Annotated in this window: 30 protein-coding genes; 23 read left to right on the top strand and 7 right to left on the bottom strand. The window is 34.2% G+C overall.

The window, feature by feature from the left end; translation table 11 throughout:
- Positions 1–38 precede the first annotated feature (38 nt).
- From ABZA65_RS04930 to ABZA65_RS04980, 11 genes are all read left to right on the top strand, one after another.
- Positions 39–392: a hypothetical protein gene (locus ABZA65_RS04930; RefSeq protein WP_373071217.1), complete on the top strand. Its 354-nt coding sequence runs from the start codon at positions 39–41 to the stop codon at positions 390–392.
- Positions 370–1,425: a hypothetical protein gene (locus ABZA65_RS04935; protein WP_373071219.1), complete on the top strand. Its 1,056-nt coding sequence runs from the start codon at positions 370–372 to the stop codon at positions 1,423–1,425. Before ABZA65_RS04930 ends, ABZA65_RS04935 begins: the two co-directional genes overlap by 23 nt.
- Positions 1,426–2,055 carry an HAD family hydrolase gene (locus tag ABZA65_RS04940; protein WP_373071221.1) on the top strand — a complete coding sequence of 210 codons (630 nt, stop codon included), beginning with the start codon at positions 1,426–1,428 and terminating at the stop codon, positions 2,053–2,055.
- A gap of 13 nt (positions 2,056–2,068) precedes the next feature.
- Positions 2,069–4,081, top strand: coding sequence for a cation:proton antiporter (locus ABZA65_RS04945; protein WP_373071223.1), 2,013 nt, complete (start codon positions 2,069–2,071; stop codon positions 4,079–4,081).
- A gap of 194 nt (positions 4,082–4,275) precedes the next feature.
- Complete coding sequence (locus ABZA65_RS04950; RefSeq protein WP_373071225.1) at positions 4,276–4,833, top strand: pyruvate flavodoxin oxidoreductase subunit gamma; 558 nt, start codon at positions 4,276–4,278, stop codon at positions 4,831–4,833.
- Positions 4,834–4,842: 9 nt separating this feature from the next.
- Positions 4,843–5,241, top strand: coding sequence for a 4Fe-4S dicluster-binding protein (locus ABZA65_RS04955; protein WP_373071227.1), 399 nt, complete (start codon positions 4,843–4,845; stop codon positions 5,239–5,241).
- The gene (locus ABZA65_RS04960) at positions 5,241–6,464 is read left to right on the top strand and encodes a 2-oxoacid:ferredoxin oxidoreductase subunit alpha (RefSeq protein WP_373071229.1); all 1,224 of its coding nucleotides are present in this window, start codon (positions 5,241–5,243) and stop codon (positions 6,462–6,464) included. Before ABZA65_RS04955 ends, ABZA65_RS04960 begins: the two co-directional genes overlap by 1 nt.
- Before the next feature lie 10 nt (positions 6,465–6,474).
- Entirely contained in the window at positions 6,475–7,431 is a 957-nt protein-coding gene (locus ABZA65_RS04965) for a thiamine pyrophosphate-dependent enzyme (protein WP_373071231.1), read from the top strand.
- Between the two features lie 223 nt (positions 7,432–7,654).
- Positions 7,655–8,158, top strand: coding sequence for an S-ribosylhomocysteine lyase (gene luxS / locus ABZA65_RS04970; RefSeq protein ID WP_373071233.1), 504 nt, complete (start codon positions 7,655–7,657; stop codon positions 8,156–8,158).
- Positions 8,159–8,461 (top strand): hypothetical protein, encoded by a 303-nt coding sequence (locus ABZA65_RS04975; protein WP_373071235.1) that lies wholly within the window; start codon positions 8,159–8,161, stop codon positions 8,459–8,461. It abuts the gene before it with no gap.
- 8 nt (positions 8,462–8,469) lie between these two features.
- On the top strand, positions 8,470–8,967 hold the full coding sequence (locus ABZA65_RS04980; RefSeq protein WP_373071237.1) for a hypothetical protein: 498 nt from the start codon (positions 8,470–8,472) through the stop codon (positions 8,965–8,967).
- Positions 8,968–8,984: 17 nt separating this feature from the next.
- On the opposite strand, the gene ABZA65_RS04985 is transcribed toward ABZA65_RS04980, so the two are convergent.
- Entirely contained in the window at positions 8,985–9,272 is a 288-nt protein-coding gene (locus ABZA65_RS04985; RefSeq protein ID WP_373071239.1) for a hypothetical protein, read from the bottom strand.
- 376 nt (positions 9,273–9,648) lie between these two features.
- Between ABZA65_RS04985 and ABZA65_RS04990 the strand changes: the two genes are divergently transcribed.
- Entirely contained in the window at positions 9,649–10,146 is a 498-nt protein-coding gene (locus tag ABZA65_RS04990; protein ID WP_373071628.1) for an MnmC family methyltransferase, read from the top strand.
- A gap of 64 nt (positions 10,147–10,210) precedes the next feature.
- Entirely contained in the window at positions 10,211–11,335 is a 1,125-nt protein-coding gene (locus ABZA65_RS04995; protein WP_373071241.1) for a sensor histidine kinase, read from the top strand.
- Here ABZA65_RS04995 and ribE read toward each other — a convergent pair.
- The 3 genes from ribE to ABZA65_RS05010 are packed head-to-tail and all read right to left on the bottom strand — an operon-like array spanning position 11,332 to position 12,870.
- A complete protein-coding gene (gene ribE, locus ABZA65_RS05000; protein WP_373071630.1) occupies positions 11,332–11,949 on the bottom strand; it encodes a riboflavin synthase in 618 nt (205 codons plus the stop codon). The two genes, ABZA65_RS04995 and ribE, sit on opposite strands and share 4 nt — an antisense overlap.
- Positions 11,950–11,968: 19 nt before the next feature.
- Positions 11,969–12,655 (bottom strand): tetratricopeptide repeat protein, encoded by a 687-nt coding sequence (locus ABZA65_RS05005; protein ID WP_373071243.1) that lies wholly within the window; start codon positions 12,653–12,655, stop codon positions 11,969–11,971.
- Positions 12,655–12,870 carry a hypothetical protein gene (locus ABZA65_RS05010; RefSeq protein ID WP_373071245.1) on the bottom strand — a complete coding sequence of 72 codons (216 nt, stop codon included), beginning with the start codon at positions 12,868–12,870 and terminating at the stop codon, positions 12,655–12,657. Before ABZA65_RS05010 ends, ABZA65_RS05005 begins: the two co-directional genes overlap by 1 nt.
- An 87-nt stretch (positions 12,871–12,957) precedes the next feature.
- Here ABZA65_RS05010 and mnmG point away from each other — a divergent pair, with 87 nt between their 5' ends.
- Complete coding sequence (gene mnmG, locus ABZA65_RS05015; protein WP_373071247.1) at positions 12,958–14,844, top strand: tRNA uridine-5-carboxymethylaminomethyl(34) synthesis enzyme MnmG; 1,887 nt, start codon at positions 12,958–12,960, stop codon at positions 14,842–14,844.
- Here the strand turns inward: mnmG and ABZA65_RS05020 are convergent.
- Positions 14,831–15,331: a 2'-5' RNA ligase family protein gene (locus ABZA65_RS05020; protein ID WP_373071249.1), complete on the bottom strand. Its 501-nt coding sequence runs from the start codon at positions 15,329–15,331 to the stop codon at positions 14,831–14,833. The two genes, mnmG and ABZA65_RS05020, sit on opposite strands and share 14 nt — an antisense overlap.
- A gap of 99 nt (positions 15,332–15,430) precedes the next feature.
- On the opposite strand from ABZA65_RS05020, the gene ABZA65_RS05025 reads away from it, so the two are divergent.
- The 4 genes from ABZA65_RS05025 to ABZA65_RS05040 are packed head-to-tail and all read left to right on the top strand — an operon-like array spanning position 15,431 to position 18,982.
- Positions 15,431–16,222, top strand: a complete 792-nt coding sequence (locus ABZA65_RS05025; RefSeq protein ID WP_373071251.1) for a hypothetical protein — start codon at positions 15,431–15,433, stop codon at positions 16,220–16,222.
- Positions 16,223–16,271: 49 nt separating this feature from the next.
- Positions 16,272–16,802, top strand: a complete 531-nt coding sequence (gene petA / locus ABZA65_RS05030) for a ubiquinol-cytochrome c reductase iron-sulfur subunit (RefSeq protein WP_373071253.1) — start codon at positions 16,272–16,274, stop codon at positions 16,800–16,802.
- Between the two features lie 16 nt (positions 16,803–16,818).
- Complete coding sequence (locus tag ABZA65_RS05035; protein WP_373071255.1) at positions 16,819–18,033, top strand: cytochrome bc complex cytochrome b subunit; 1,215 nt, start codon at positions 16,819–16,821, stop codon at positions 18,031–18,033.
- A gap of 10 nt (positions 18,034–18,043) precedes the next feature.
- Positions 18,044–18,982 (top strand): c-type cytochrome, encoded by a 939-nt coding sequence (locus tag ABZA65_RS05040; RefSeq protein WP_373071257.1) that lies wholly within the window; start codon positions 18,044–18,046, stop codon positions 18,980–18,982.
- 36 nt (positions 18,983–19,018) lie between these two features.
- Here the strand turns inward: ABZA65_RS05040 and ABZA65_RS05045 are convergent, their stop codons facing one another.
- Entirely contained in the window at positions 19,019–19,483 is a 465-nt protein-coding gene (locus ABZA65_RS05045; RefSeq protein ID WP_373071259.1) for an RDD family protein, read from the bottom strand.
- A 343-nt stretch (positions 19,484–19,826) separates the two neighbouring features.
- On the opposite strand from ABZA65_RS05045, the gene ABZA65_RS05050 reads away from it, so the two are divergent.
- The 5 genes from ABZA65_RS05050 to ABZA65_RS05070 all read left to right on the top strand — a co-directional run bounded on the left by ABZA65_RS05050 (position 19,827) and on the right by ABZA65_RS05070 (position 24,185).
- Complete coding sequence (locus ABZA65_RS05050) at positions 19,827–21,131, top strand: hypothetical protein (RefSeq protein ID WP_373071261.1); 1,305 nt, start codon at positions 19,827–19,829, stop codon at positions 21,129–21,131.
- Between the two features lie 134 nt (positions 21,132–21,265).
- Positions 21,266–21,886: an SHOCT domain-containing protein gene (locus ABZA65_RS05055; RefSeq protein ID WP_373071263.1), complete on the top strand. Its 621-nt coding sequence runs from the start codon at positions 21,266–21,268 to the stop codon at positions 21,884–21,886.
- On the top strand, positions 21,876–22,841 hold the full coding sequence (gene moaA, locus ABZA65_RS05060; RefSeq protein WP_373071265.1) for a GTP 3',8-cyclase MoaA: 966 nt from the start codon (positions 21,876–21,878) through the stop codon (positions 22,839–22,841). The genes ABZA65_RS05055 and moaA overlap by 11 nt, the downstream gene beginning before the upstream one ends.
- Before the next feature lie 2 nt (positions 22,842–22,843).
- Positions 22,844–23,602, top strand: a complete 759-nt coding sequence (locus tag ABZA65_RS05065) for a 7-carboxy-7-deazaguanine synthase QueE (protein ID WP_373071267.1) — start codon at positions 22,844–22,846, stop codon at positions 23,600–23,602.
- Position 23,603: 1 nt separating this feature from the next.
- On the top strand, positions 23,604–24,185 hold the full coding sequence (locus ABZA65_RS05070) for a 6-pyruvoyl tetrahydropterin synthase family protein (protein WP_373071269.1): 582 nt from the start codon (positions 23,604–23,606) through the stop codon (positions 24,183–24,185).
- Positions 24,186–24,195: 10 nt separating this feature from the next.
- Here ABZA65_RS05070 and glp read toward each other — a convergent pair whose 3' ends face one another.
- On the bottom strand, positions 24,196–25,416 hold the full coding sequence (glp, locus tag ABZA65_RS05075; RefSeq protein ID WP_373071271.1) for a gephyrin-like molybdotransferase Glp: 1,221 nt from the start codon (positions 25,414–25,416) through the stop codon (positions 24,196–24,198).
- Positions 25,417–25,435 lie beyond the last annotated feature (19 nt).

Raw genomic sequence — 25,435 nt, forward strand, 5'->3', positions numbered from 1 at the left:
TTTTTACATAGAATACATTAAATTTAAGGAGATAAATAATGAAAAAAATAGTATTAGTTTCATCGGCTTTAGTTATGGCACTTACTTTTAGCGGTTGTTCTCAGCATATGGGTAATTTTACAGCAATGTCTACGGATGCATATAATCCTGAGAATATTAAAAACTCACATAAAGTGAAAACAAATGTAGACACAAATGTTGCAAGTACAATAATTTTAGGAATACCAATAGGTGGTCGTACAAAATTGGATCAAGCTGTTTCAGAAACGGCTCATAAAAATGGTGGAGATTTCTTGAAAAATGCTCAAGTACATGCATATGGTTGGTATTTCCTATTATTTGGTCAGCAAGGTTACAAAATAAAAGCTGATGTATATAATACTCAAGAGTAATTACATACTTAAAGAAGTTATATCTTCTTTAAGTATTTCTTCTTTAAAACTTCTTTTTATCTTATCTATTACATATTTTTTTCTTGGTTGTTCGGTTACAACTGTTAAACCTAATGAAATTGAAATAAAAATTCCAAAGACTTTAAATCTTAATGGGGAGAATAAATTTCCTGCACAGCCTAAGAAAGTTTTGCTTTATAATAACAGTTTAGTTATCGGCTTTGATAACGGCGTTATAGCAAAGTGGGATTTGAACTCCTCTAAACTAACAAAGGTTTTTCAAACAACGGATAACTATCCAATAAAATCTTTTTTTAAAAATGAAAATAAACTATTTGTCGGCTCAAGTAGTATGAAGTTATCAAGCTATTCATTGGATAGCGGTGGAAGACTTAATGAGAAAAAATTCTCTCAAGGTTCTTTGATGGATATTATACAAGTAAAAGATAATTTAGTAGTTGCATTTGGAAATAGTGAGATATTAATTATTAAGTCAAAAAACTTTGAGAACATGGATACAAAAAAAGAGCATAATTATCTAGTTTATACGCTGTATTATGATGAAAAAAATAATATACTATTTTCCGGATCTGATGATAATACTATTATTGTTTGGGAATTAGTTGATAACTCTTTAAAAAAAATATCACAGATAAAAGAATTTGATAACTCAGTGCGTCATATATTAAGATCACCTGATAATATTATTGTTACAAGTGGCAACGGGAAAATATATATGTTCGATCACTCATTAAAAGATGTTTTAGTTGAGTCTACATTTCATAAGTCCTCTATTGTAAGTGCCAAAGTATATAACAACACATTAATTGTTGGTGATTCAAGTGGAATAGTTTCTTCGTGGTGTATAGCAAATAACTCTATGCAGCTAAATAAAACATTGCGAATGAGTGCTTCAATCCGAAGTATTAATTTTATAGACGATAAAGTATTGATTTTTTCTAAGGATGGAAAAATTATAACAAACGATCTTTTTTGTAAATCTGATAGTTTAATACTTAGTCTGGAGAAATAGTTGATAATACTTTTTGATCTAGACGGAACTTTAATAGAGTCGACCGAAGCTATTACTTCGACTTTTCATCATGCATTTAATGTTCACGGTGTAAATAACCCTAGTGATGCAGATATACAAGCTTTGATCGGACATCCATTGGATGTAATGTTTGCAAGACTTGGAGTAGATGAAGACAAAGTATGGGATTTTGTAGATACCTACAAGCAAAGGTACCGTACAATATCCAAGATAAAAACAGAGCTTTTGCCAGAGGCACAAAAAGCAGTTGAACTTGCAAGTACATTCGCAACACTTGGAATTGTTACTACAAAGACAGGTCTTTACTCACAAGAATTAATGGAGCATTTTGGAATTATGCATCACTTTAAAGTGTTGATCGGTCGTGAACATGTTGAATTCCCTAAACCTGATGCTGAGCCTATATATAAAGCTTTGGAAAAACTGCCAAAAGATGATAATATATGGATGATAGGTGATACGGAACTAGATCTGATCTCTGCTAGAAATGCTAGAGTTGGTGCCATAGGTGTTTTAGGCGGTTATGGAACTAAACAGAGTTTAGAGGCGTACACAAATAAAATATTTAAAAATGCATATGAAGCGGTGGAATATCTAAAAACAAAATAGTTAAGGATCTAAGATGCATGGTGTCGGTTTTTCTACTTTAATATTTGTAGTTTTCGCATTTTTAGTTGGCGCACTTGTAAAAACTCTTATGAGAAACTCACGTATGCCCTACACTGTGGTGTTATTACTGATCGGACTCTTTATAGGTTTTCTTGATCACTTGAGTTTTTTTGCAAATCATTCAATGGCTTCTGAGATTGTTCATCAAGTCGGGACAATTGATCCACATCTTATTTTATTTCTTTTCCTTCCAACTTTGATTTTTGAGTCTGCTTATTCAATGGAATCACATCTGTTTTTTAGAATACTTCCGCAAATTGCACTGCTTGCCGTAGTAGGTCTTGTTATATCAATGGTGCTTAGCGCACTAGCAGTTCATTGGCTCTTGTCTTGGAGTTTTGGAGTAGCACTTCTTTTTGGAGCACTTATAAGTGCAACTGACCCTGTTGCAGTTGTAGCACTTTTAAAAGAGAAAAGCTCACGTAAACGTTTAGAGACTTTGATTGAGGGTGAATCACTTTTGAACGACGGTACTGCGATCGTCTTTTTCTCGCTTTTTTACGGTTTTGCAATCGGTAGCAGTGTTGAGGTAAATGCTCTTAGTGTAGTTGGTGAGTTTATATGGGTTGTTTTAGCGGGACTTATAGTTGGACTTGTTGTTGCATGGAGTAGTTTATGGGTTATTGGAAAACTAGTTGACCAACCTCTTATAGAGATAACACTCTCCGTAGTTGCAGCATATATAACATTCGTTATAGCAGAATCACTTCACGTAAGTGGAGTTGTGGCATTGGTTGCGCTCGCACTTATGTACTCAACCATAGGAAGAACAAAAATCTCTCCCGAGATATCTCACTTTCTTCATCAGTTTTGGGAGATGCTGGCTTATCTTGCAAACACACTTATCTTTCTTATTGTTGGTATAGTGATCATCTCAACTGCTAAATTTGATTCAGCAGAGTTGTGGATAACTCTTATAGTGTTGTATGTAGTGCTTGTTGTTATACGTTCTATATCTGTGATCGTACTAATGCCTGTTTTGGAGAGAATAGGTGTGGGGATTACCAGAGAGAAAGCCACTGTTTTGGTTTGGGGTGGTCTTAGAGGTGCAGTCTCACTTGCACTTGCTCTTACAATAGTTCAAGATACCAACATTCCAGAAGCCTTACGTGAGCAGATACTCTTCTTAACTGCGGGTATAGTGTTCTTAACTATTGTAATTAACGGTTCAACTATGGAGTATCTTCTTAAACTACTTAAGTTAGACAGGTTTCCACCCGCAAAAGAAGCTTCGATTATTAAGGCTGAAAAAAGTATAACCGCCCAGATGAAAGAGTATTTTAAAACACTTGTTCATAATCCTTTTTTTGACAAAATTAAAATGGATTCTCTGGATAATTATATAGAAGAGTTCGATACAAACCATAAAATAAAAAATGTAGATGAAGAAGAGATTGACATAGCATTTATGAGAAGACTCTTGGAGATTGAACGCAGCGATTATTGGAGACAGTTCGAAGAGGGTCGTATAGGTCGTCATGCTACCACTATACTATCAAAGTCTGTTGAGAGTGCACTTGATAACTCACCATCAATTTATCCAAGACCTGTTTTAGAGGAATTGTTTAAAATACCTGAACCTCCAAGGTGGCTAAGTAATGTACCTCTAATGGGTGTATCTATTGATGGATGGATTTTAACCCACCTCTCATTAAGTTATGATATTGCGCGTGGATTTGTAGAGGCGCAAGAAGAGATACGTTTACACATAAAAAAGCTTCAGCCAAGTGAAGATATAGCAAAACAGGTAGAAGATATGGTTGATAAAAATATCTCAAAAGCTTTTGCATTTGTCAGAGAATTGAATAAAATTTACCCTGAGCTTATCACAAAACTTCAATCACTCTCAGCAAGAAGGTTACTTTTAAACCATGAGCGTTATTTAATATGGAAAATGGAGCATGATGGTGTTTTAGAGTCTTCTGAAGCTGGACACCTAATTGATAAAATAGAGAAACAGATGTAAATCGATGAAAAAAATAGTTATATGATGTTATAAAAAATTATTATAACAGAAGTCCTAGTAATATAAGTGAGTCGAAACATAAAAATAATATTGTAAAATTCCTATCCACAGAAGTAAAAAGCTTACTTTAAGAGCAACTTCCCTAAAATACATAAACTAAATTAGAGATAATTCCTAGAATTTAAGGAGAATTTATGCTAGAAATTAGATGGCATAGCCGTGCTGGACAGGGTGCTGTAACAGGTGCTAAGGGGTTAGCAGATGTTATTTCGACAACTGGTAAGCATGTTCAAGCATTCGCATTTTATGGGTCTGCAAAACGTGGAGCTGCTATGACAGCGTATAATCGTGTTGATGATAAAGTGATTATGAATCACGAAAAATATATGGAGCCGGATTACGTTTTCGTAATTGACCCTGCTTTAGTATTTACATCAGACGTTACTATAAACCACAAAGATACTACAAAGTATATCATTACTACTCACTTATCAACTGAGGAATTAATTAAAGAGCAACCTAAATTAGAAGGGAAAGAAGTTTATACAGTTGACTGTATTAAAATAGCTCAGGAAACTATTGGTCGTCCTATTCCAAATACTCCAATGCTTGGAGCATTTATGAAGATTTCTGGTATGTATGATATAGAGTTTTTTAAAGATAGTATGCAAAGAATTCTTAAAAAACTACCGCAAAAAATTATCGATGCGAATATGGTTGCAATCCAACGCGCATATGATGAAGTGAAATAGGGGGCTGAGATGGCAAATAAAGGATGGGATGAATTTGAAATCGGAGCTATGCTTCGCTCATTTGATGGTAAAGCGGCAGATGTAATTGCTGAAACTCACCAAGAAGATCGTAACTATTCTGCAAGTAACTCATTTACTGCGAGTGTTGCAGACTGGAGAATTTTAAAGCCTGTATTTAACAAAGACTTTTGTATAGATTGTCAATTTTGTTGGGTATATTGTCCGGATATGTCTATCATTTCTCGTGATAAGAAAATGGTTGGTGTAGATATGGATCACTGTAAAGGGTGTGGTATCTGTGTTGAGGTTTGTCCTACAAACCCTAAATCACTTTTAATGTTCGACGAGCATGTGGACGAAGAGACTGAAATAGCTCAGTGGCCTGCTAAAGATGAGGAGAAAAAATAATGGCATTTGATAAAATGGAATTAAGAGATGTTGAAGTATGGGATGGAAATATGGCAGCAAGCCAGGCAATGCGCCAGGCACAGATTGATGTTGTTGCTGCATACCCAATTACTCCATCAACACCTGTAGTTGAAAACTATGCTGGTTTCTTAGCTAACAACTATGTTGAAGGTGAATTCGTAATGGTTGAGTCTGAGCATGCTGCAATGTCAGGATGTATCGGTGCTGCTGCTGCTGGTGGTCGTGTTGCTACTGCAACAAGTTCACAAGGTTTTGCTTTAATGGTAGAGACTCTTTACCAAGCATCTGGTATGCGTTTACCAATCGTACTAAACGTAGTTAACCGTGCACTTGCTGCACCGCTTAACGTTAATGGTGATCACTCAGATATGTATCTAGGTCGTGATTCTGGTTGGATTCAGTTTGACGCTTATTGTCCTCAAGATGTATATGACTTAAATCTTATTGCATTTAAAGTTTCTGAAGATCATGATGTAAGATTACCTGCTATGGTTCACCAAGACGGTTTCATGACTTCACACACTGCACAAGGTGTTTCAACTTTAGATGATGATACTGCTTACGGGTTCGTTGGTGAATATAAGCCGATGAATGATATGCTCGATTTTGATCACCCTGTAACTCACGGTGTACAAACTGAAGAAGATTGGCACTTTGAGCATAAAGCTCGTCAACACAACGATCTTATGACTAAAGTTTTCCCAAAAATTCAATCTGCATTTGATGAATTTGAGAAATTAACTGGTCGTAAATACAATATGGTTGAGTCTTACGATATGGATGATGCTGATGTAGCTGTTGTTTGTATGGGTACATCTGTTGAGACTGCTCGTGAAGTAGCAACTGAGATGAGATCTAAAGGTGTTAAAGCTGGTGTTGTAGGTTTACGTGTAGTTAGACCATTCCCGTTTATGGAAGTAGCTGAAGCTCTTAAAGGTGCAAAAGCTATAGCAGCACTAGACAGATCAAGTCCTAATGGTGCTCCAGGTATGTTATTTAACGAATTAGCTGGTGCTATGTATAACTTAGAGACTCGTCCAATGATTTCTGGTTATGTATATGGTCTAGGTGGACGTGACTTAACTAAAGTTCATTTAACTGATCTTTACAATGAGCTTCAAGCAAATGTAGATGCAGGTAAAATTTTAACTCCTCTACAACAGTTTATCGGTGTTCGTGGACCGAAACTATCATTTTTATAAGAGGTGACTTATGAGCGAAATGAAAAAAATTAAAAACTTAAAAGAGTTCTCAACTTCTGCAGACAGATTTGAAGGTGCTAACCTTCTTTGTCCTGGTTGTGCTCACTCAATTATTGTTCGTGAAGTATTAAATGCTACAAACGACGACTTAGTACTTTCAGCTTCGACTGGATGTCTAGAAGTTTGTACGGCAGTTTATCCATATACTTCATGGGATGCATCTTGGATTCACATCGGATTTGAGAATGGTTCAACTGCAGTAGCAGGTGCAGAAGCAATGCATAAAGCTTTAGCTAAAAAAGGTCGCCTAAAGCAACCTGATCGTAATCCTAAGTTTGTATCTTTTGCAGGTGATGGTGCTTCATACGATATCGGTTTCCAATGGATATCTGGTTGTATGGAACGTGGTCATAACATCATGCACGTTGTACTTGACAACGAAGTATATGCAAATACTGGTGGTCAGCGTTCATCTGCAACACCTATCGGTGCTAGTGCTACAACTTCTCAGGCTGGTTCACACTCATATGGTGAGAAGAAGAACAAAAAAGATATGGTATCTATCATGGCAAGTCATGGTATTCCATATTCTGCACAAGTATCTCCAAACAAATGGAAAGATATGGTTAAGAAGATCCAGCACGGTTTTTCAGTTGATGGTCCGGTGTTTATTAATGCTGCATCACAATGTACAACTGAGTGGAAATTCGATCCTAAAGATACTATGCATATAGCTGATCTTTCAACTGATTCACTTGTATGGCCTCTTTATGAGATCATCGACGGTCATGAGTTAAACATTACTTACCGTCCTAAAAACGTAATTCCTGTTGAAGAGTACTTAGCTGCCCAAGGACGTTTCAAGCACTTATTTAAAGATGAGTATAAGTACTTAATTAAAGAGTGGCAAGACAGAGTAGATGCTAACTGGGCATATCTACAACGTCGCGAAGAAGCAAGAGTATAATATTAGAAGCTTTTAGCTTCACGCAATCTTGCACAAAAATCTGGAAATGGCAGACTTTAAGTCTAGCCTTGTTCCAGCTTTTGCACAACCTCACATAAATCTAAACCCTTTTTACTCTAGAAGAACATTTTCAAATTAAAAATTAAACTTTCAATTTCAACAAACCTAAATTTTTTAACGATAAAATATCCATAATAATTAGAAATAAAATTAAGGATATTGCATGCCATTATTAGATTCGTTTACAGTAGACCATACAATCATGCCTGCACCAGCAGTTCGTAAAGCAAAGGGGATGAAAAGTCCAAGTGGAGATGCTATTACAGTTTTTGATTTACGTTTTGTAAGACCAAATAAAGATACTTTGTCTAGTGAAGGTATTCATACATTAGAACACCTTTTTGCAGGTTTTATGCGTGACCATTTAAACTCTAAAAAAGTTGAGATAATTGATGTATCGCCTATGGGTTGTCGCACAGGTTTCTATATGTCGGTACTTGGTAAGCCTAAAGAGAAAGAAGTAGCAGAATCTTGGGAAAAATCTATGAAAGATATTTTAAAAGTTAAACGTAAAAAAGATATTCCAGAGCTTAATAAATATCAGTGTGGTACATATAAAATGCACTCATTAAAAGATGCTAAAAAAATCGCTCAAAATGTTTTAGACTCAGGTATCGGGATAATGAATAACAAAAAGCTAAAGCTAGATATGAAAAAGGTTAAGTAGATGTTACTTCTTCTTCCTGTAGACTCTACAAACCAAGAAGAAGCAAAGCTTACAAAGGTTTTTGAAGCTAAATCTTGGGCGCAGATAGATGTAGAAGACGGAATGATCAGAAGTGTTAAGTTTAATGATGCATATGACGGTTTTGATGATATCAGCGAGGCAGTTATATTAGAAAATGACGGTGAAAATCCTATGATGTTTATGGACTATAATATGATGCCGCTTGTTGCTCATACTCAAAGATCAATTGATGATATTGTAGAAGCATACCTATTTAGAGAACTTCACGATTTGGCTTACTAGGATATATTTTGGCAGAACTATCTCAGTTTTTAGAGCTATTTAAAGTTCAGCCTGGATACAAATATATTCAGGTTACAACTGAAGTAGATGAAACCACTACTGCTTTGTACGAACTATTAACAAACAACAAAGCAGAGATGCGTATAGCGTATTATACTGAAGAAGAAATGCCAAATTTAAGTGAAGACTATCCTCTTGCTACTATTCAGCATATAAAAAACTTCAATCTTCCATACAGAGCTTTGCCACGGGACAACGATATCGTGATATATAAAGATATATTCTCTAAACACAATAAGCAAAGTTTACTTTTAAAAACAGCATACAAAACACTTGCAAATACAGCTGATATAATAATTATGGAGAAAAAAGGTGTACTAGACATTCAAGAGATGATAGAACTTTTTGAAAAGTTCGAATATCGTGCACCCAACTATATAGATATACTGGATGGTTATGATATTTTTATGGCAAAGAAACTTCATATGTGGGGTAATGGGCTGTAGTAATAAAAGCTATATAGCTATTTTTTGATATCAAATTTATAGTATTCATAATTTAGGTAGTGTACGACGTCGTCTCTGTCTTCATCAAACCATTCTGCATTAGTTTTGTATCTACAATCTTCTACTCTATTATGAAGTTGCTGAAAGTTTTTGGCCTTTCTGTCTTCATGTGTAAAGTGACTTGATTCATGGCATTCATAGCATTTAGAATAATTATACATATCGTTTCCGTTTTGTAGATCATAAGCAAAAGTACACTCAAAAGAGATAGGTAAGAGAAAAAATAGTTTGTTTATACTTTTCATTTTTTTCCTCCTTATGAGGTATAATTTCATAAATAAATTCAATAATATATAATAAATACTTATAGTAATATTATTTATAAATGTTAAAAATTGATTTAATAAAGGAACTACTATAGAGTTTAATAGTGATGCACATAAAATAGTTAAAAGCGAAGACGGAACTTTCACGGCTTATTCAAAAGAGTATGATGAACATTACCACTCTACAAAAGACGGAGCTTTAAAAGAATCTCTCTTAAAGCATGTTATCCCTGCTTATGAATTAACTAAAGGTCTGCAAGCAGTTAATATCTTAGATATCTGTTTTGGTCTTGGTTTTAATACACTTTCAACAATTTATTTTTATAAAAAAAACAATATTAATAAAAAGATAAATATTTATTCTCCAGAACTCGATGCAAAACTTATAGAATCACTTAAAAACTTCACATATCCAGATGAGTTTAGTGGATTAAAAAATATAGTAGATACTCTAAGTAAAGATGGAGTTTATAAAGATGAGGATCTTTATATAGAACTTTTTATAGGTGATGCCAGAGAATATGTTAAAAACTTGGATGTTAAGTTTGATATAGTTTATCAGGATGCATTTAGTCCAAGTGCAAATCCTATTCTTTGGACTAAAGAGTATTTTGAAGATATAAAAGAGCTTATGTCTGAAGATGGGATCTTAACTACTTATTCAACAGCATTAAAAACACGTTTAGCACTATTTGAAAACGGTTTTAAAGTATATATAAACAAAGGTGAAAAGTTTAGAAATGCAACTTTGGCATCATTTAAAGAGTTAGACGGTTATGAAAAGGTTGATATGGAGCATAAAATAAAGTGTAATCCAGATGTAAAAGCACTAACTGATAAAGAGATTTTGTAAGTTAGTTTAAGAAGATATATTATAAAATATTATTAAGTTTAAATCAGTAGTTTAAGGTACAACTTTGTATAAGATATTAGTCATTGATGATGTAGAATTGAATTTAATGTTGATGAGAGAGATACTCACACCTGATTATGAGGTAATAACTGCATCTAGTGCAAAAGAGGGTTTAGCTATGTTGCAGGCATTCAATATTGATTTAATCCTTTTGGATATATCGATGCCTGATATGGATGGCTACGAGCTTATTAAAATTTTAAAAGCAAATGAAAGTACGAAAAATATACCTGTAATATTTGTTTCCGCTCTTAGAACTGATGAGCATGAAGTTCTGGGGCTTGAGTTGGGTGCTGTTGATTATATTCTAAAACCAATAGTAGAGCCACTTGTAAAAGCCCGTGTAGCAACTCATATACAACTAAACGAATATAAAAATATGCTTGAGAAGAAGGTAGAAGAAGAGATACAAAAAAGGGAAGATCAAGAGAAGTTAATGATACAGCAGTCAAAGCTTGCAGCAATGGGTGAGATGATGGATGCTGTAGCTCATCAGTGGTCTCAACCCTTGACGATAATAGGTCTAAAAACAAAGATGCTGCCATCTGATTATGAGCATAATGAAGTTGATTTAGAATACTTAAAAGAGTACGAAAAAGAGGTCTCTGGACAGATCACACACCTTACAGATACATTAAAAGACTTCAGAAACTTTTTTAGACCAAACAAAACATCTGAAGTATTTGATATGAAAAAAATGGTTGAATCCTCATTGAACCTTATGAAAGATGAAATAGTCTCAAACGTTATAAAAATCAGTGTAAACGATGTAGATAATTTTAAAATAAATGCTATTGAAAATGAGATGAAACATCTTGTCTTAAACTTAGTGAATAATGCAAAAGATGCATTTAATGAAAACAGTATTAAAGATAGAAAAATCGATATAAATATATATAAAGACGAGCATTACAACTATCTTGAAGTGATCGATAATGCCGGAGGGATACCTAAGAATATTATCAATGAAATATTTAAAGCTCATGTTACAACAAAAGAAGATGGCAAGGGAACAGGAATAGGTCTATATATGAGTGGGCAGATCGCTCAAAAATATGGAGCGATTTTAGATGTAAAGAATGTAGATAGCGGTGCTAAATTTATTGTAAAGTTTCCTATAAAACTTTAGTATCTAGCACTTATACTGTCTACTTCATCCCACGTTAGTGAGTTTGCTTTTGATTGGTGCGATATGATATGTGCAACGTAACGTGCGAACATATCTGTTTCAATATTTACCCTGTAACCTTTTTTATAGTTACGAATGAGAGTCTCTTTCATAGTGTGAGGGATAATCGTAAGGCGGAATCTATCATCAAATACCTCGTTCACGGTTAAACTTACTCCATCAATAGTTATAGAACCTTTTGGAACTACGTACGGTATGAATTTTTTTGGCAGTTTTATAAAAATATCGTAAGAGTTTCCATTGTTTTTCACTTCTGTTACTTCTCCGATACAGTCAACATGACCTTGAACCACATGCCCGTCAAACCTGTCACCCATCATCATAGCAGGTTCTATATGAACCTCATTCTTATAATTTTCAATCGCAAGAAGCTTCTGACTTTCAGGTGATAGCTCAACACTAAAGCCGTCATTTAAAACATCAGTAACAGTAAGACATGCACCGTTTATTGCAATCGAATCACCAAGTGCACCTTTGTACTTAGCTTTTATACTCAGTGTTGAACCTACAAAGTTTTTAACAGTAGCTATTTCACGTATTAAACCAGTAAAAATAATAAATCCTTTTATCTACCTAGAAAACGATTTTACCGTCTTCTTGAAGCCCTTTGATAATCGCCTTAGCTTTCTCATGACCTTTATAAGCTGCTTGTCTACAATAATCAAGTGCTTTGTCATGATCCATCTCACAACCTATACCTTGATCGTAAAGTTGACCTAGATTGTAAAGCCCCTCTGCCAGACCACCTTCAGCAGCTTTGCTGAAACATATAAAAGTTCTTGCATCGTCTTGGATAACGCCATGTCCTTCTTTATAAAGTACACCAAGGTTATTAAAACTCTCTAAATGTCCGCGTTTAGCACCTTCTTCGTACCAAAAAGCAGCCTCTGAATAGTTTTGAATACATCCAAGACCGCGTTCAAACATTAAAGCTACTTCATACATAGCCTGAGGAACTTCTTTTATAGCAGCTTCTAAAAATAGCTCATGCGCTTTAAACTGGTTATGCTCTACACCACCAAGTCCGTTCATATAAAGAATAGCAAGGTTAAAAAGTGCGTATGGCTGTTTAGATTCTGCTGCTTTTTCATAAAGCTCTAGTGCTTTTGCATCGTTTTGTTCACATCCTTGAGCATTTTGGTACATAAAGCCAAGAGATGTTTGTGCATCTGCATCACCTTTATTAGCTAAATCTTCATATAGTTTAAATGCTGTATTAAAATCTTGTGAATTATATGCATTGTGTGCATTTTGGATCATTATTTTTCGTTTTCCGTTCTTATGTTTTGTCTAAAAGTTGTTTGGTTGCCTTTAGCTTTGGCTTTGGCTTTTCGTATTTTTTCTAAAGCATCTTCTTTATGATCAAGATGTTCATCTCTTTCTTTATAAACTTCACCGCCATCCACTTCAGGATCATACTCTACAACTTCTGGTTTATAATCTGCAAATATATCTTTTTTGTCTTCTTTTGACATAAAAAACTCCAACTAATAGTTCTATTTAGGCAAATTATACATTAAAATGATAAAATTCCATTTAATAAACTATTCAGTGGATGTATAATGAATTATGATGTAATAGTAGTCGGTGGTGGTCATGCTGGTGTTGAAGCTGCACTTTCTTCGGCTAGAATGGGCAATAAAACACTTCTGATCTCTATGCTTGCAGAAAATGTAGGTGCTACTTCTTGTAACCCAGCGATTGGCGGACTTGCGAAGGGACACTTAGTGCGTGAATTAGATGCACTTGGCGGTGAGATGGGACTTATAACAGATAAAGCTGGTATACAGTTTCGCATACTTAACCATACAAAAGGTCCTGCAGTTCGCGGTAGCCGTGCTCAAATTGATATGGACAAATACAAAGTTATAGCAAGAAATAAGATTTTAAACACGCCTAATTTGGATCTTGTTCAAGAATTAGCTGAATCACTAATTGTAGAAAATGCAGAAGTTAAAGGCGTTAAAACGCACCTTTTAAATGAGTATATTGCTAAAAAAGTGATCATTACATCGGGTACATTTTTAAACGGACTTATCCACGTAGGTGAGATCAAGCAAGAGGGTGGGCGTTTTGGTGAGCAGACATCAAAACTTTTGAGTGCATCACTAAAAGAGTGTGGGCTTACAATGGATCGTTTAAAAACAGGAACTTGTGCACGTATTGACAGTTCATCTATAGATTTTTCTGTTATGGAAGAACAAGGTGGTGATGAAATCCCAAGCCCGTTTTCATTTCGTACCAATAGAGACGAGTTTGCAAAAACTAAAAAACAGATCCCTTGTTTCATAGCATATACAAATGAAACTACGCATGAAATAATTGAGTCAAATTTTTATCGTGCTCCGCTTTTTACAGGTCAGATTGAGGGGACTGGTCCACGTTATTGTCCATCTATTGAAGACAAGATTAACCGCTTCCGTGATAAAGACAGACACCATCTTTTCATTGAACCACAAACTATGGAAAATACAGAATGTTACATAAACGGTATGAGTACATCTCTTCCACCTGATGTTCAGCAAGATATGATTCACTCTGTAAAAGGTTTAGAGAACGCAAAGATAGTACGCTATGGATACGCTATAGAATACGATTATGTAGATCCGCGTGAATTAAAACATTCGTTAGAGACTAAAAAGGTCAAAGGTCTTTTCTTAGCAGGTCAGATCAACGGTACAACAGGTTATGAAGAAGCTGCAGCACAAGGTTTGATGGCCGGGATTAATGCATCACTTAGTATTGCCGGAAAAGAGCCGTTAGTTCTTCGCCGTGATGAAGCATATATTGGTGTTTTAATAGATGATCTTGTTACAAAAGGTACTAAAGAGCCGTACCGTATGTTTACAAGTCGTGCTGAATACAGACTTCTTCTGCGAGAAGAATCGGCAGATACTAGACTTAGCCACTATGGACATGAACTTGGTCTTTTAAGTGATGAGGTTTACGAGAAAGTACAACTTAAAGATAAGCAGATCAAAGAGGGTGCACAGCTACTTGAAGATACAAAATTCACACCAAACAAAGAATTTAATGCACTTTTAGAATCTATGGATGAAGAGCCAATAAAAGATGTTCAATCAGCTCAGCAGTTGGTGGCTAGAAAAACTTTTGATGTGGAAAAGATGTTAAAACTTGTACCTGAATTATCTGAACTTGATCCGTATATCCAAGAGGAGATCCTGGTAGAGGGTAAATACGCTCGCTACATCGAAAAACAAGCCCAAGAGATCGAGAAGATGAAAAAATATCTTAAAATCGCTATTCCTGAAGGGTTTGATTTTACAGTCGTGAGTGGTTTAAGTAAAGAGATTCAGGAAAAGCTTGCAACGTTTAACCCACCAACTCTTCAAGCTGCTTCTCAGATCTCGGGGATTACACCTGCGGCTATTGAGATCTTACATATTTATATTAAGATAGAAAGTAAAAAACAGTCTAAAATTTCTTAATAGAACTGTATACGGCACCTCCTGGGTGTCGTATTTCACTCTCCATCAACTCTAAATTAGTTTCAACACTGCCGAGTTCTTCATTTTTATAACTATCAATCATCTTTTGAAAACCATTTCTATCTGTAATGTTTTTTATTCTCATTAGAGTGACATGTGGGATAAACTCTTTTGCCTGTTTCAAAGAAAACTCTTTGTTGATAAGATTGCTCAAATTATCAAGCCCACCTATTTCACTTTTTGAATATAAAATATTATTTTTTTCAAAATATCCTAAACCATATAAGTTCAATGGCTGGATAGGAATGATCAGCGGCGGCAGTTTTTGAAGCAACTCATCTTTGCTATACTTATCTCCAAAGTAATTGATCGTTATATGTAAGTTCTCATCTGCGACCCATTTTCCCTGTATAAGTGTGGAAAAGTCAGACTGTATTTTGTCGTAGTTATTTAGTTTGGCTCTTAAGGCTAAAAATAGAGGTTTCATTAGTTATTATAGCTAAAAGCTATAACAAGACTGCTTTTAATTAAAAATAGTATAATCGCATATATAATTAAATAGCTTCTAAAAAGGAAAAAGTTTAAAATGAATAACTACTATTATGTTCATACAGGCCATAGAATAGGTCTTGACAGATTTAGAAGATCTGTTGTTATTATAAAAGAGCTGCAAAAAAGAGGTGTTGATATTACACTTTTATGTTCAGATTTTCGTATAGCACATGAAGCTAGAAATTTTGGTATTGAGAAAAGTGTAGGTATAGATGTAGTAAGAAACATACCTCAAATAGCTCATCACGGAGACAGACTTATATTTGATTCTGATGAAGCTAATCCAATTATGCTTGAAGATATGAAAGAGTTTTTCTCTACATTTGATCATATAAAAACAGATGAAATAGTTGTAGATGAGAAGTATTTTAATAAATTTGATAAGAAAATTCCACTAGGATTCTTCTTTGGTGATGATGATTATGAAAAAGATTTAGAAAAACTAATTCCAACATTAACAGAATTAGATCCAGCTTTACTTCTTGGTTATTATTACTTTTTAGATTATGAAGATATGTTAAAAGAAAAGTTCAAAAATAATTATGAATTTGAAGAATATGATGATTTTATAACATCATGTGATGTTCTTATAACAGCTTCACCTCAGGCTGCTTTAGAATGTTTGGCATCTGGTGGAAAACCAATTTTCTTAAAAAGAGAAGACTATTTTGATTCTTTTGACGAGGAATTTCAAAAATTAAATATACCTATTATTAACACTCTTGATAAAGATCAAATAAATGTGATATTAAAGAATGTTAATAATAACAATTATGTACATTTTAATAAAAATTCATTATTTTTTTTAAGTTTTATAGATAATTAAAATAAGTTTGGTATATAATAAGCCGGAAAATTCACAAAAGTGAGAAAATATGAAAGAGAATAGCCGTAGAGGTTTTATGGGAAAAGCGTTTGGAGCTGTTGCCGGTTTGGGTGCAATAGGTTCATTAGTAGCTATGAAAAAATCTTGGGACCCACTTCCAAGTGTTAAGGCTGCAGGTTTTACAACTTTAGATATGAGCATATATCCAGAAGGTGAAATGATTACTGAAAAATGGCGTGGGAAGCCAATTTTCGTACTTAAAAAAACTGCAGAAATGTTAGAAGCTGAGAAAAGTGATCCAGCTGCTCAAGCTAGAAATATAAAAGTTGGTAATGACAACTTTATGGTATGTATAGGTTTATGTACACACCTAGGTTGTATTCCAGCATTTAGAAAAAAAGAAGGTAACTTCTTATGTGCATGTCACGGTGGTATGTTTAATGCTGCTGGTGATGTTATAAAAGCTCCACCGCCACGTGGATTTGATATCCCTCCTTTTAGAATCGATGGAAACAAAATGATTCTTGGTGAAGTTGGTCCTGAATATCAAGCAATGAAAGATAACGGCGTTACGCTGTAAATTTAAGGGAGGATTAATGGCACATTTTACAAAAGCAACAAGTGTTAAAGATTGGTTAAACCAAAGATTAGCAGTTGAGACAGTTGAAAAAGTAATGGCATCTGAGTATTGGATTCCTAAAAACATCAACTTTTTATGGGCAATGGGTATGATTTTAGCAGTAACTTTCACGTTGCTTACAATATCAGGTATATTTTTACTTATGTATTATCAACCACATGTAGATCATGCGTTTTACAGTGTAAACTTTACAATTATGAGAGAAGTTGATTTTGGTTGGTTATGGAGACACATTCACGGTGTAGCTGCATCTGTAGTATTCTTGGTTATATATATTCACATGTTTACTGGTATTTACTACGGTTCTTATAAAAAGGGTCGTGAGATGATCTGGATCTCTGGTATGTTATTGTTCGTAACATTCTCAGCTGAGGCATTTTCTGGTTATATGCTTCCATGGGGTCAAATGTCTTACTGGGCTGGTATGGTTATTACTAACATCTTCTCTTTAGGTTCATTACATTTAGACGGTTTAGTTGAATGGATTCGTGGTGATTATGTTCCTGCACAAGCTTTCTTAAACAGATTCTTTATGTTACACGTATTCTTATTACCATTAGTTATTATGGGTCTTATAGGGCTTCACTTTGCAGCTTTAAGAATCCCACACGTAAATAACCAAGACGGTGAAGAGATTGATTTTGAAGAAGAATCTAAAAAATATTTAGCTGATGATACTAAAAACTCTAAAGTTATGAGATTTGCAAACGACTTCTTATCTAAAGATTTAATGGTAGTTGGTTTCTTCTTAATCTTTTTCTTTTATTTAGTATTCTGGCACTATAGTTTTGCACTAGATCCGGTAAACTTCGATCCTGCAGATGGACTAAAAACTCCGGCACATATCTATCCTGAGTGGTATTTCTTATGGTCGTATGAGATACTGAGACCGTTCCCTGTTGATATTGGCCTAATCGCATTTGGTTTTGCTCAAGTTATCTTTATGCTATTACCATGGTTAGATAGAAGTGAAAATACTGTTCCTGCTAATCGTCGTGGTAAATTTGCTATCTGGTTCTGGGTAATGTTAGTAGATATGGTTGTATTAACTGCTATGGGTAAATTACCTCCTGAAGGTATCTTCAGTACAATTGGTTTAGTTGCTTCACTATTATTTATAGCGATGTGGATTATTCTACCATTTATCACTAAAAATGAAAAAAAAGCGTAAGGAGACATAGATGAAAGAATTAAAAATATTAGCAGTAGTTGTTTTCTTTACACTTTTAACATACTTTTTAGTTGAACCGTATGCTCACTCACAAATGCACAAGCATGTTGAGAGTGAAGGTTTTGCTTATAAAGATCTGCCTGAACTTACAAAAACTGGAGATGCTGCAAAAGGTCAAGAGTTAATTATGAGTGCAGGTTGTGCTGGTTGTCACTCTATAGATGCAGCAAATATGCCTGCTCCTATGGATGGTGTTATGGCAGCTCAGTCTTACGGTGTTAACCCACCTGATTTAAGTAATGCAGGTGCTATTTATGAAGCTAAGTTTTTGGCAGATCTAATTAAAAATCCTGCTCATGCACTTAAAGTTGAGCACAAGTATACTCCTGAGAGTGGTAAAATGCACCCAATGGTACCTTTTTACGGAATGGGTGGAGATTTAGATCAAGAAGTTGCTGATATAGTAGCTTACTTACGATCAATTGCTGTTAAACCGGAAGAAGTTACTCCTGCTATGGCATTTGAGAATGCTTGTGGTAGATGTCACTCAGTTGGTTATGAAAATTGGACGCAACTTGGTACTAAACCTAAGTTCAAACATAAAAAAGATTCTTTAGCATACGATATTAAAGTAATGGAATATCAAGATTCTTTAAAAGCTTATATGGGTAAATTACCACCTGATTTAAGTATGTACTACCGTTCTCGTAGTGAGCACTTCTTAAGTACGTTTATTGAAAATCCTCAAAGCCAGTTAGCTGGAACTGCTATGCCACGTGTTGGTGTTACTGCAGAATCTGCTGAGAAAGTTATTGAGTACCTAGCTGATTCAGCTGATACTAAACGTCATGAGAGACACCAAATAGGTCTTTACGTTATGGCATTTATGTTTATATTTGCTATTTTCGCAGTTCTTTGGAAAAAACAAGTGTGGAGAGATTTACACTAACACTTTCCTGATTCCCAGATTTTCTGGGAATTAAAATTATTCTTTAATTTCTATAACAACACTTCCACAAATTAAATCATGTAACATACGATTATCTTTTCTGTAAAACTGAATTAGTAGACCTATAATAATAGAAGCAGAAAATAAAAACATAACAAATCTTAAGAATGAACGCCAAAAATTAAGAAGCTCACCTGTCTTTACATCTACTATTTTAATCTCATAAGCTTTTTTACCTGGAGTTTGACCAAATCTACTTACTAATATAGTATATATAAAAGCATATAGACTAACGCCAATCAGCGGAGCTAAGTTTGAATTTTGGAAATCATCTTTTCCATCCATGAAAATATATGTAATTATATATAGTATAGGAGCATAGATCATAAAAAGGTCTGTTATAAAAGCTTTTACTCTTGAAGTAGTTTTTGCAAGTTTGAATTTTGTTTGTTTTTGTTTAGGCTTTTCTTTTGTTCTATTTTTAAGATTTCTGAAGCGCATCTACTAATCCTTGAATCAAATATATAAAATTATACCAAAACAAGCACCTTAAATAACTATAAGAAATAGTAATATTAAAAGAATTTATTATTTAAAATATAAGATTATCTGAATAAGAAAAATAAATATATCAAAAAAGTGTGATAAAAAAACTTTTTTCTACCTTAATTTTATGAAATAAAGTACAAAAGTAAACAAATTGCAAATATTATGCAGATTTTAAGACTAAATTTATTTTTGCTGATATACAATATTCCCGATATTAGTAAATCATATAAAACTTTTTTAGCAAAAACAGGGCTAAAAATGTAGTATGGGTTACTATATAAAACAGGAGAATTGAATGAAAAAAATTATTGTATCGGCTGCTGTAGCAGCAATGGCTTTATCTACAACAGCTAGTGCTTTAGAAGACATTAAAGTAAATGGTCAAGCAAAAGTTTGGTATGAAACAAACGATGCTAGTGTTAAAACTGCTACTAATAGTAATGATATGTTCCATAAAGATAGATCATCTGCTGAAGTTGCAATGAAACTAGGTGCAACTGGTAAACAAGGTAATGTATCTTTCGAAGGTGAAATGACTTACGGAACTACTATGGGTCTTGAAAATGAATTAGTAATGGCTGCTCGTACTAATGCAGTACAAAATGACTTATTTATTAGTAAGTTTAATGTAACAGTTCCTTTAATTGCAGATACTGCAGTTAAATTAGGTCGTCAAGAGTTAGATACTCCATTAGCATTTACTGAAAAATGGAATGCTATTCAAAATAACTTTGATGCAGCAGTACTTGTAAATAGTTCAGTTACTAACTTAACTTTAATCGGTGCATATGTTGGTCAAACTAATGCTAATGCTGATGCTACAGCTAATCCTTATGCTAATGCTTGGAGAGCTGAGAGTACATTTGAACAAATGCATGGTGGTGCTTTTGCAGCAGCAGCATTATATAATGATAAAACTGTAGCAGTTAATGCTTGGTATTACCATGTTAATGATACAGCGGCAACTACTGGTGCTCGTGGTTTAGGTCTTACAGCATTAGGTGCAGTCGAAGGTATCGGTACTACTACAGCTATGTGGATTGATGCTGGTGTAACTATGGGTGATTTTGGTGTAAAAGCTTATTATGCTTCATTAAATCCTGATTTCAAGCAATATGATGACACTACAGCATTAGCAGTATCTGCAAGTGCTAAGGTAGCTGATTTTACAATTTCAGCGGCTGCTTCTCAAGTATCTGACTATGACTCAAATGTTAAACTTGGTGCGTTACCAGTAGGAAACGTTGCAACAGGTTTCAAGAAAACTAAACTTCCAACAGCGGGTGTATATACAGATGGTCTTTATGTAGCTCAGCCTGATTCAACTGCAATTAAAGTTAAAGCTGCAGGTAAAATTGCTGCAACTGGAACAGGAATTGCAATCCAAGGTATTATGAATGAAAATGATTCTAACAAAGCTGTATTAGCTTATGGTACTCATAACCCATTAAATACTACAGAGATAGATTTAATTATCACACAAAAATTAGGTGATTTCGACGTAAAAGCTATCCTAATGAATCGTGATTTTGAAGACAAAACTACAGATAAAGCAAGTGGTGGTAACTACGTACGTTTAATCACTTCTATCAACTTCTAAGAAATATTAAGTTCTTAATTTTTCCAAGCTTAGGCTTGGAAAACCTTACATTCTTGTATAATAAAAAACTATTTTAATAAACTTTCTGTATAATGTCTCAATAAAAAAGCATATAGCTTTTAAAAAGGTTGAGTATGAAAAAAACTTCTATATTATTCATTTCATTTATAATATCTATTATTTTTATTGGATGTACAAAGACTCCTTATAAAGCAGAAGAACCACTAAAAGGCGCATCTTTAGTGTATGTGTATGTAGTAACTGGTAATAATATAAATGATACTGATAGAATTCCATATTATGAAGTAGAGATTGATGGCCATTTGATGGAAGACAAAGTATATCCGCAAGAGTTTTTAAAATATAATTTAAAAACAAATAAAGTTGAAATAAGTGCAATAAGAAGCCAACTAGAGAAACAAACACTTAATTTAAATCTAATTCAAGGTAAAACATATTATTTAAGAGTGACTAGTTATGATGAAGGATTTGGAAAATTTGACTTTGAACTTGTTCCAGACATTCAAGCACTTAAAGAGATCAAAAATACAAGATACGCAATACCTGAAGAAGGCAAGCCACTTGATATATTAATAACTAAAGAAAAATTAGAAAAAGAGGAAGAGAAAAAACAACCTGTAGTTTCAAAATCAAAAACTGAAAAAATAAGAGATGCTCATAAACTAAAAGAAGATGGGATTATAACTCAACAAGAGTTTGAAAAGTTAAAGGCCGAAATTATTAATGCTGATTGATTCTTATGATAGGGTAGTTGACTATCTACGTATCTCCGTAACTGAAAGATGTAACTTCAGATGTAATTATTGTATGCCTGAAAAGCCATTTTCATGGGTTCCTAAAGAGAATTTATTAACCTTTGAAGAGCTTTTTGAATTTGTTAAAGTTTGCATAGATGAGGGCGTAAAAAAAATTCGTATAACTGGTGGTGAACCTCTACTTCGCGAGGGTTTGGATCAGTTTATCAAGATGATATACGATTATGAACCTGCTGTTGATCTAGCAATGACTACTAATGCGTACCTTTTAAAAGATGCTGCACAAAAACTTAAAAATGCAGGACTTAAACGTATAAATGTAAGTATAGATACGCTAAAGCCTGAAGTAGCTCAAGAGATAGCCGGAAAAGATGTTTTAAAAAATGTTTTAGAGGGTGTTGAGGAAGCTTTAAGGGTTGGGCTTAAAGTAAAAGTGAACATGGTACCGATGAAGAGTGTTAATGCAGATGAGATCATAGATGTATTAGAGTATTGTAAAAAAAGAGATATGTCTATTAGGTTTATAGAATATATGGAAAACAGCCATGCAAAAGCTGAGATTAAAGGCTTAAAATCAGCAGAGTTGTTAAAAATATTAAAAGAAAAATACAACTTTACCGATCATGGTTTTGACGGTGCCAGCCCTTCTCATTATTATGTTATGGATGATGGATATAAATTTGGGATCATTGAACCGTATGAAGATGATTTTTGTACAAAATGTAACCGTATTCGCCTAACTGCTGAAGGACATCTTATACCTTGTTTATATTTCGATGAGGCTTTAAGTATAGGTGAAGCAATCAAACGTGGAGATATAAGACGAGCAACACTTATTTTGAAAGAAGTAGTAAAAAATAAACCGGAGAAAAATCGCTGGGGTGGTGAAGACGGAGAGTCTTCTAGTCGTGCTTTTTATGAAACTGGTGGCTGATTTTGTTGTATTTAGTAGAGCATTTTTATAGTATCCAAGGTGAGGGAGCTTATGTTGGAACTCCAAGTCTTTTTTTTAGATTTGGCGGATGCAATATGAAGTGTGAGGGCTTCGAATGTACACAAGAACTTGAAAACGGCACGCTGATAAAAGGGTGTGATACTATTTACGCTGTAGATAAAGAAAATTTTTCACACACTTGGGCAGAGATTACAAAAGTAGATGAACTTTTAAATATATTTGATATATATGAGCTTCCTGAAGATGTAGATGTTGTAATAACAGGCGGGGAACCTCTAATAAATATCAATGATGATATATTCATCTCTTTTATAAAAGAGTTGGTTAAAAACAGACACAGAGTTACATTTGAGACAAATGCTACTTTAGCTCCAAATTTTGAAAAATATCCGTTTTTTAAAGAGTGTGTCTATGCACTTTCTGTAAAGCTTTCAAACTCTGGTGAGAGTTACCAAAAAAGGATTAACCCTAAAGTTATAAGTTCTATTGTAAGTAATTCAAGGGACGCTTTTTTTAAATTTTCTATAGACTCTGAGTCTATAGATGCATCACTAGATGATGAGATAGAAGAGATCATATCTTACGGACTAGGCTCTAAAGTTTATTGTATGCCTGTAGCACAAGATAAAAAAGAACTAGAACAAAATACTCCTGCATTAATTGAGTATTGTAAAGATAAAGGTTATAATTTTTCAGATAGATTGCATATGCGTGTCTGGGATAAAGAAAAAGGAGTATAAGATGATAATTCGTAAACTATTTAAATTTGAAAATACTCATATTGTAAGAGATTGTTCAACTATTAGATGCAGAAGCTCTATACACGGACACTCATACAAGATAGAACTTTTGTTTGAATCTGATTTTTTAGACAACGGACAGATGGTTTATGATTTTGGACTGATGAAAAACCATATGAAAGCACTTGTGGATTCTTTTGATCATGGTATAACTTTATGGAATCAGGATTCAAAAGAGTATATAGAAGATATGAAAAAGCACTCTGATCGTTGGGTTGTACTGCCTGTATCTCCATCATGTGAGCAGTTTAGCCGTGTAATATTTTTAATGATAGACAAAGTTCTAGAGTGTACACGCGGAGTTAACGGTGAGAGAAATGTAGAGCTTTATAGTATTATAGTCCATGAAACAGACACTGGATACGCTCAATGTTTCCGCGAGGATGCATACTCTGAAAAAATGGGAAATATTAATCTTGACGATATTATTTTCTCAGATGCCATTAGGAATGAGTGGCCAGATAAAGATCTGTTTGATAAGTTAAAAAAAGGTGTTGAATTTACTAATCCGGATGCTGTATAAACAGCAGTCCTTAACAGCTGATCAACTCTTTTTTTGTATCTGTATTAAATGAAAACCTTATAGGTAAAATTTTTACCGTACTTCCAGCGCTAATACCACTGCATTCTTCGCTTATAACAATATAACTGTTTGCGTTTGATAGAGGTTTTATCATTCCCGGAGCAAAGTTTTTTGTCGGTGTAAAAGTTGTCCCGTTATAGTACCCTGGAAGAAGTGTACGTCTTCCTGCTCTTAGTTTACACTCATCTGCCATCTGAGCATCTATGGTATTTAAAAATTTTTCATTAGCACCACTCATAGCAAGTAGTATGCTTTGTCCAAAAAGCTCGAAGTTTAAAGATGCTGCCATTGGATTACCAGGTAGATTTAATACCATTGTATCTTCTATGCAACCAAAAGTCGTAGGTTTTCCTGGTTTTATCTGGATCTTGTCAAAATGTGTATGCATCCCGAAGCCATCAAAAACCTCTTTCGTATGATCTGCATCTCCAACACTAACACCACCGCTTGTAATTATAAGATCACTGTCAAGTGCGCTTTTTAGATGTTCTTTTAGATCATCTACAGAATCTTTTGCAGTACCAATAAAGTCAACTTTGCATCCAAGTTCTTCACATCTAGCTTTGAGTGCAGGTGCATTTGTATTATAAAGCTGATAACTGTCTACAACAGACTCAAAGTGCATTTTTAATTCACTACCACTTGCAAATATAGCTACGCGAATCTGTTTATATACTTTGATGTGACTTATACCTTGAGAGGCTAAAAGTGTTATCTGGTGGGCTTGAAGTTTAACACCTTTACTCAGTAGCAGATCACAGCATTTTATATCTTCACCGCATCTTCTTATATGTTTGCCCTCACACAGTTCATCAGGAAGTTTTACGCCGTTTTCACATTCTGTAGTGTCTTCTTTAGGAACAATTGCTTCAGAGCCTTCTGGAATCTTTGCACCAGTCATTATTTTAATAGCACAGCCATCTTCTAAAACAGCATCTGAATTATCTCCTGCAAATATAGTATCAGTTACTTTTACACATTTGGATGCATCAGAAATTTTGACTGCATATCCATCCATTGCGGAGTTGTCATACGGCGGTAAATTGTGTGTAGCTTTTATATCTTCTGATAAAATGTATCCAAGTGCCTGTTCAATCGGTAAAATTTTTGTTGATTTTTTTGGTGTGTGTTTGTATATAAGTTCAAGTGCCTCAGTTGTTGTTACTTCCATATATTGTTGCCCTAATAAA

Source organism: Sulfurimonas sp., from assembly GCF_041583195.1.
Lineage (GTDB): Bacteria > Campylobacterota > Campylobacteria > Campylobacterales > Sulfurimonadaceae > Sulfurimonas.

Coding starts and splice junctions, on each gene's coding strand:
- ABZA65_RS04935 (WP_373071219.1), top strand. CDS start 370: ATGTATATAATACTCAAGAGTAATTACATACTTAAAGAAGTTATATCT.
- ABZA65_RS05040 (WP_373071257.1), top strand. CDS start 18,044: ATGAAAGAATTAAAAATATTAGCAGTAGTTGTTTTCTTTACACTTTTA.
- ABZA65_RS05055 (WP_373071263.1), top strand. CDS start 21,266: ATGAAAAAAACTTCTATATTATTCATTTCATTTATAATATCTATTATT.
- ABZA65_RS04930 (WP_373071217.1), top strand. CDS start 39: ATGAAAAAAATAGTATTAGTTTCATCGGCTTTAGTTATGGCACTTACT.
- ABZA65_RS04975 (WP_373071235.1), top strand. CDS start 8,159: ATGTTACTTCTTCTTCCTGTAGACTCTACAAACCAAGAAGAAGCAAAG.
- ABZA65_RS05005 (WP_373071243.1), bottom strand. CDS start 12,655: ATGATCCAAAATGCACACAATGCATATAATTCACAAGATTTTAATACA.
- ABZA65_RS05035 (WP_373071255.1), top strand. CDS start 16,819: ATGGCACATTTTACAAAAGCAACAAGTGTTAAAGATTGGTTAAACCAA.
- ABZA65_RS05050 (WP_373071261.1), top strand. CDS start 19,827: ATGAAAAAAATTATTGTATCGGCTGCTGTAGCAGCAATGGCTTTATCT.
- ABZA65_RS05025 (WP_373071251.1), top strand. CDS start 15,431: ATGAATAACTACTATTATGTTCATACAGGCCATAGAATAGGTCTTGAC.
- ABZA65_RS04965 (WP_373071231.1), top strand. CDS start 6,475: ATGAGCGAAATGAAAAAAATTAAAAACTTAAAAGAGTTCTCAACTTCT.
- ABZA65_RS04955 (WP_373071227.1), top strand. CDS start 4,843: ATGGCAAATAAAGGATGGGATGAATTTGAAATCGGAGCTATGCTTCGC.
- ABZA65_RS05010 (WP_373071245.1), bottom strand. CDS start 12,870: ATGTCAAAAGAAGACAAAAAAGATATATTTGCAGATTATAAACCAGAA.
- moaA (WP_373071265.1), top strand. CDS start 21,876: ATGCTGATTGATTCTTATGATAGGGTAGTTGACTATCTACGTATCTCC.
- ABZA65_RS04950 (WP_373071225.1), top strand. CDS start 4,276: ATGCTAGAAATTAGATGGCATAGCCGTGCTGGACAGGGTGCTGTAACA.
- petA (WP_373071253.1), top strand. CDS start 16,272: ATGAAAGAGAATAGCCGTAGAGGTTTTATGGGAAAAGCGTTTGGAGCT.
- ABZA65_RS05070 (WP_373071269.1), top strand. CDS start 23,604: ATGATAATTCGTAAACTATTTAAATTTGAAAATACTCATATTGTAAGA.
- mnmG (WP_373071247.1), top strand. CDS start 12,958: ATGAATTATGATGTAATAGTAGTCGGTGGTGGTCATGCTGGTGTTGAA.
- luxS (WP_373071233.1), top strand. CDS start 7,655: ATGCCATTATTAGATTCGTTTACAGTAGACCATACAATCATGCCTGCA.
- glp (WP_373071271.1), bottom strand. CDS start 25,416: ATGGAAGTAACAACAACTGAGGCACTTGAACTTATATACAAACACACA.
- ABZA65_RS05045 (WP_373071259.1), bottom strand. CDS start 19,483: ATGCGCTTCAGAAATCTTAAAAATAGAACAAAAGAAAAGCCTAAACAA.
- ABZA65_RS05020 (WP_373071249.1), bottom strand. CDS start 15,331: ATGAAACCTCTATTTTTAGCCTTAAGAGCCAAACTAAATAACTACGAC.
- ABZA65_RS04985 (WP_373071239.1), bottom strand. CDS start 9,272: ATGAAAAGTATAAACAAACTATTTTTTCTCTTACCTATCTCTTTTGAG.
- ABZA65_RS04945 (WP_373071223.1), top strand. CDS start 2,069: ATGCATGGTGTCGGTTTTTCTACTTTAATATTTGTAGTTTTCGCATTT.
- ABZA65_RS04960 (WP_373071229.1), top strand. CDS start 5,241: ATGGCATTTGATAAAATGGAATTAAGAGATGTTGAAGTATGGGATGGA.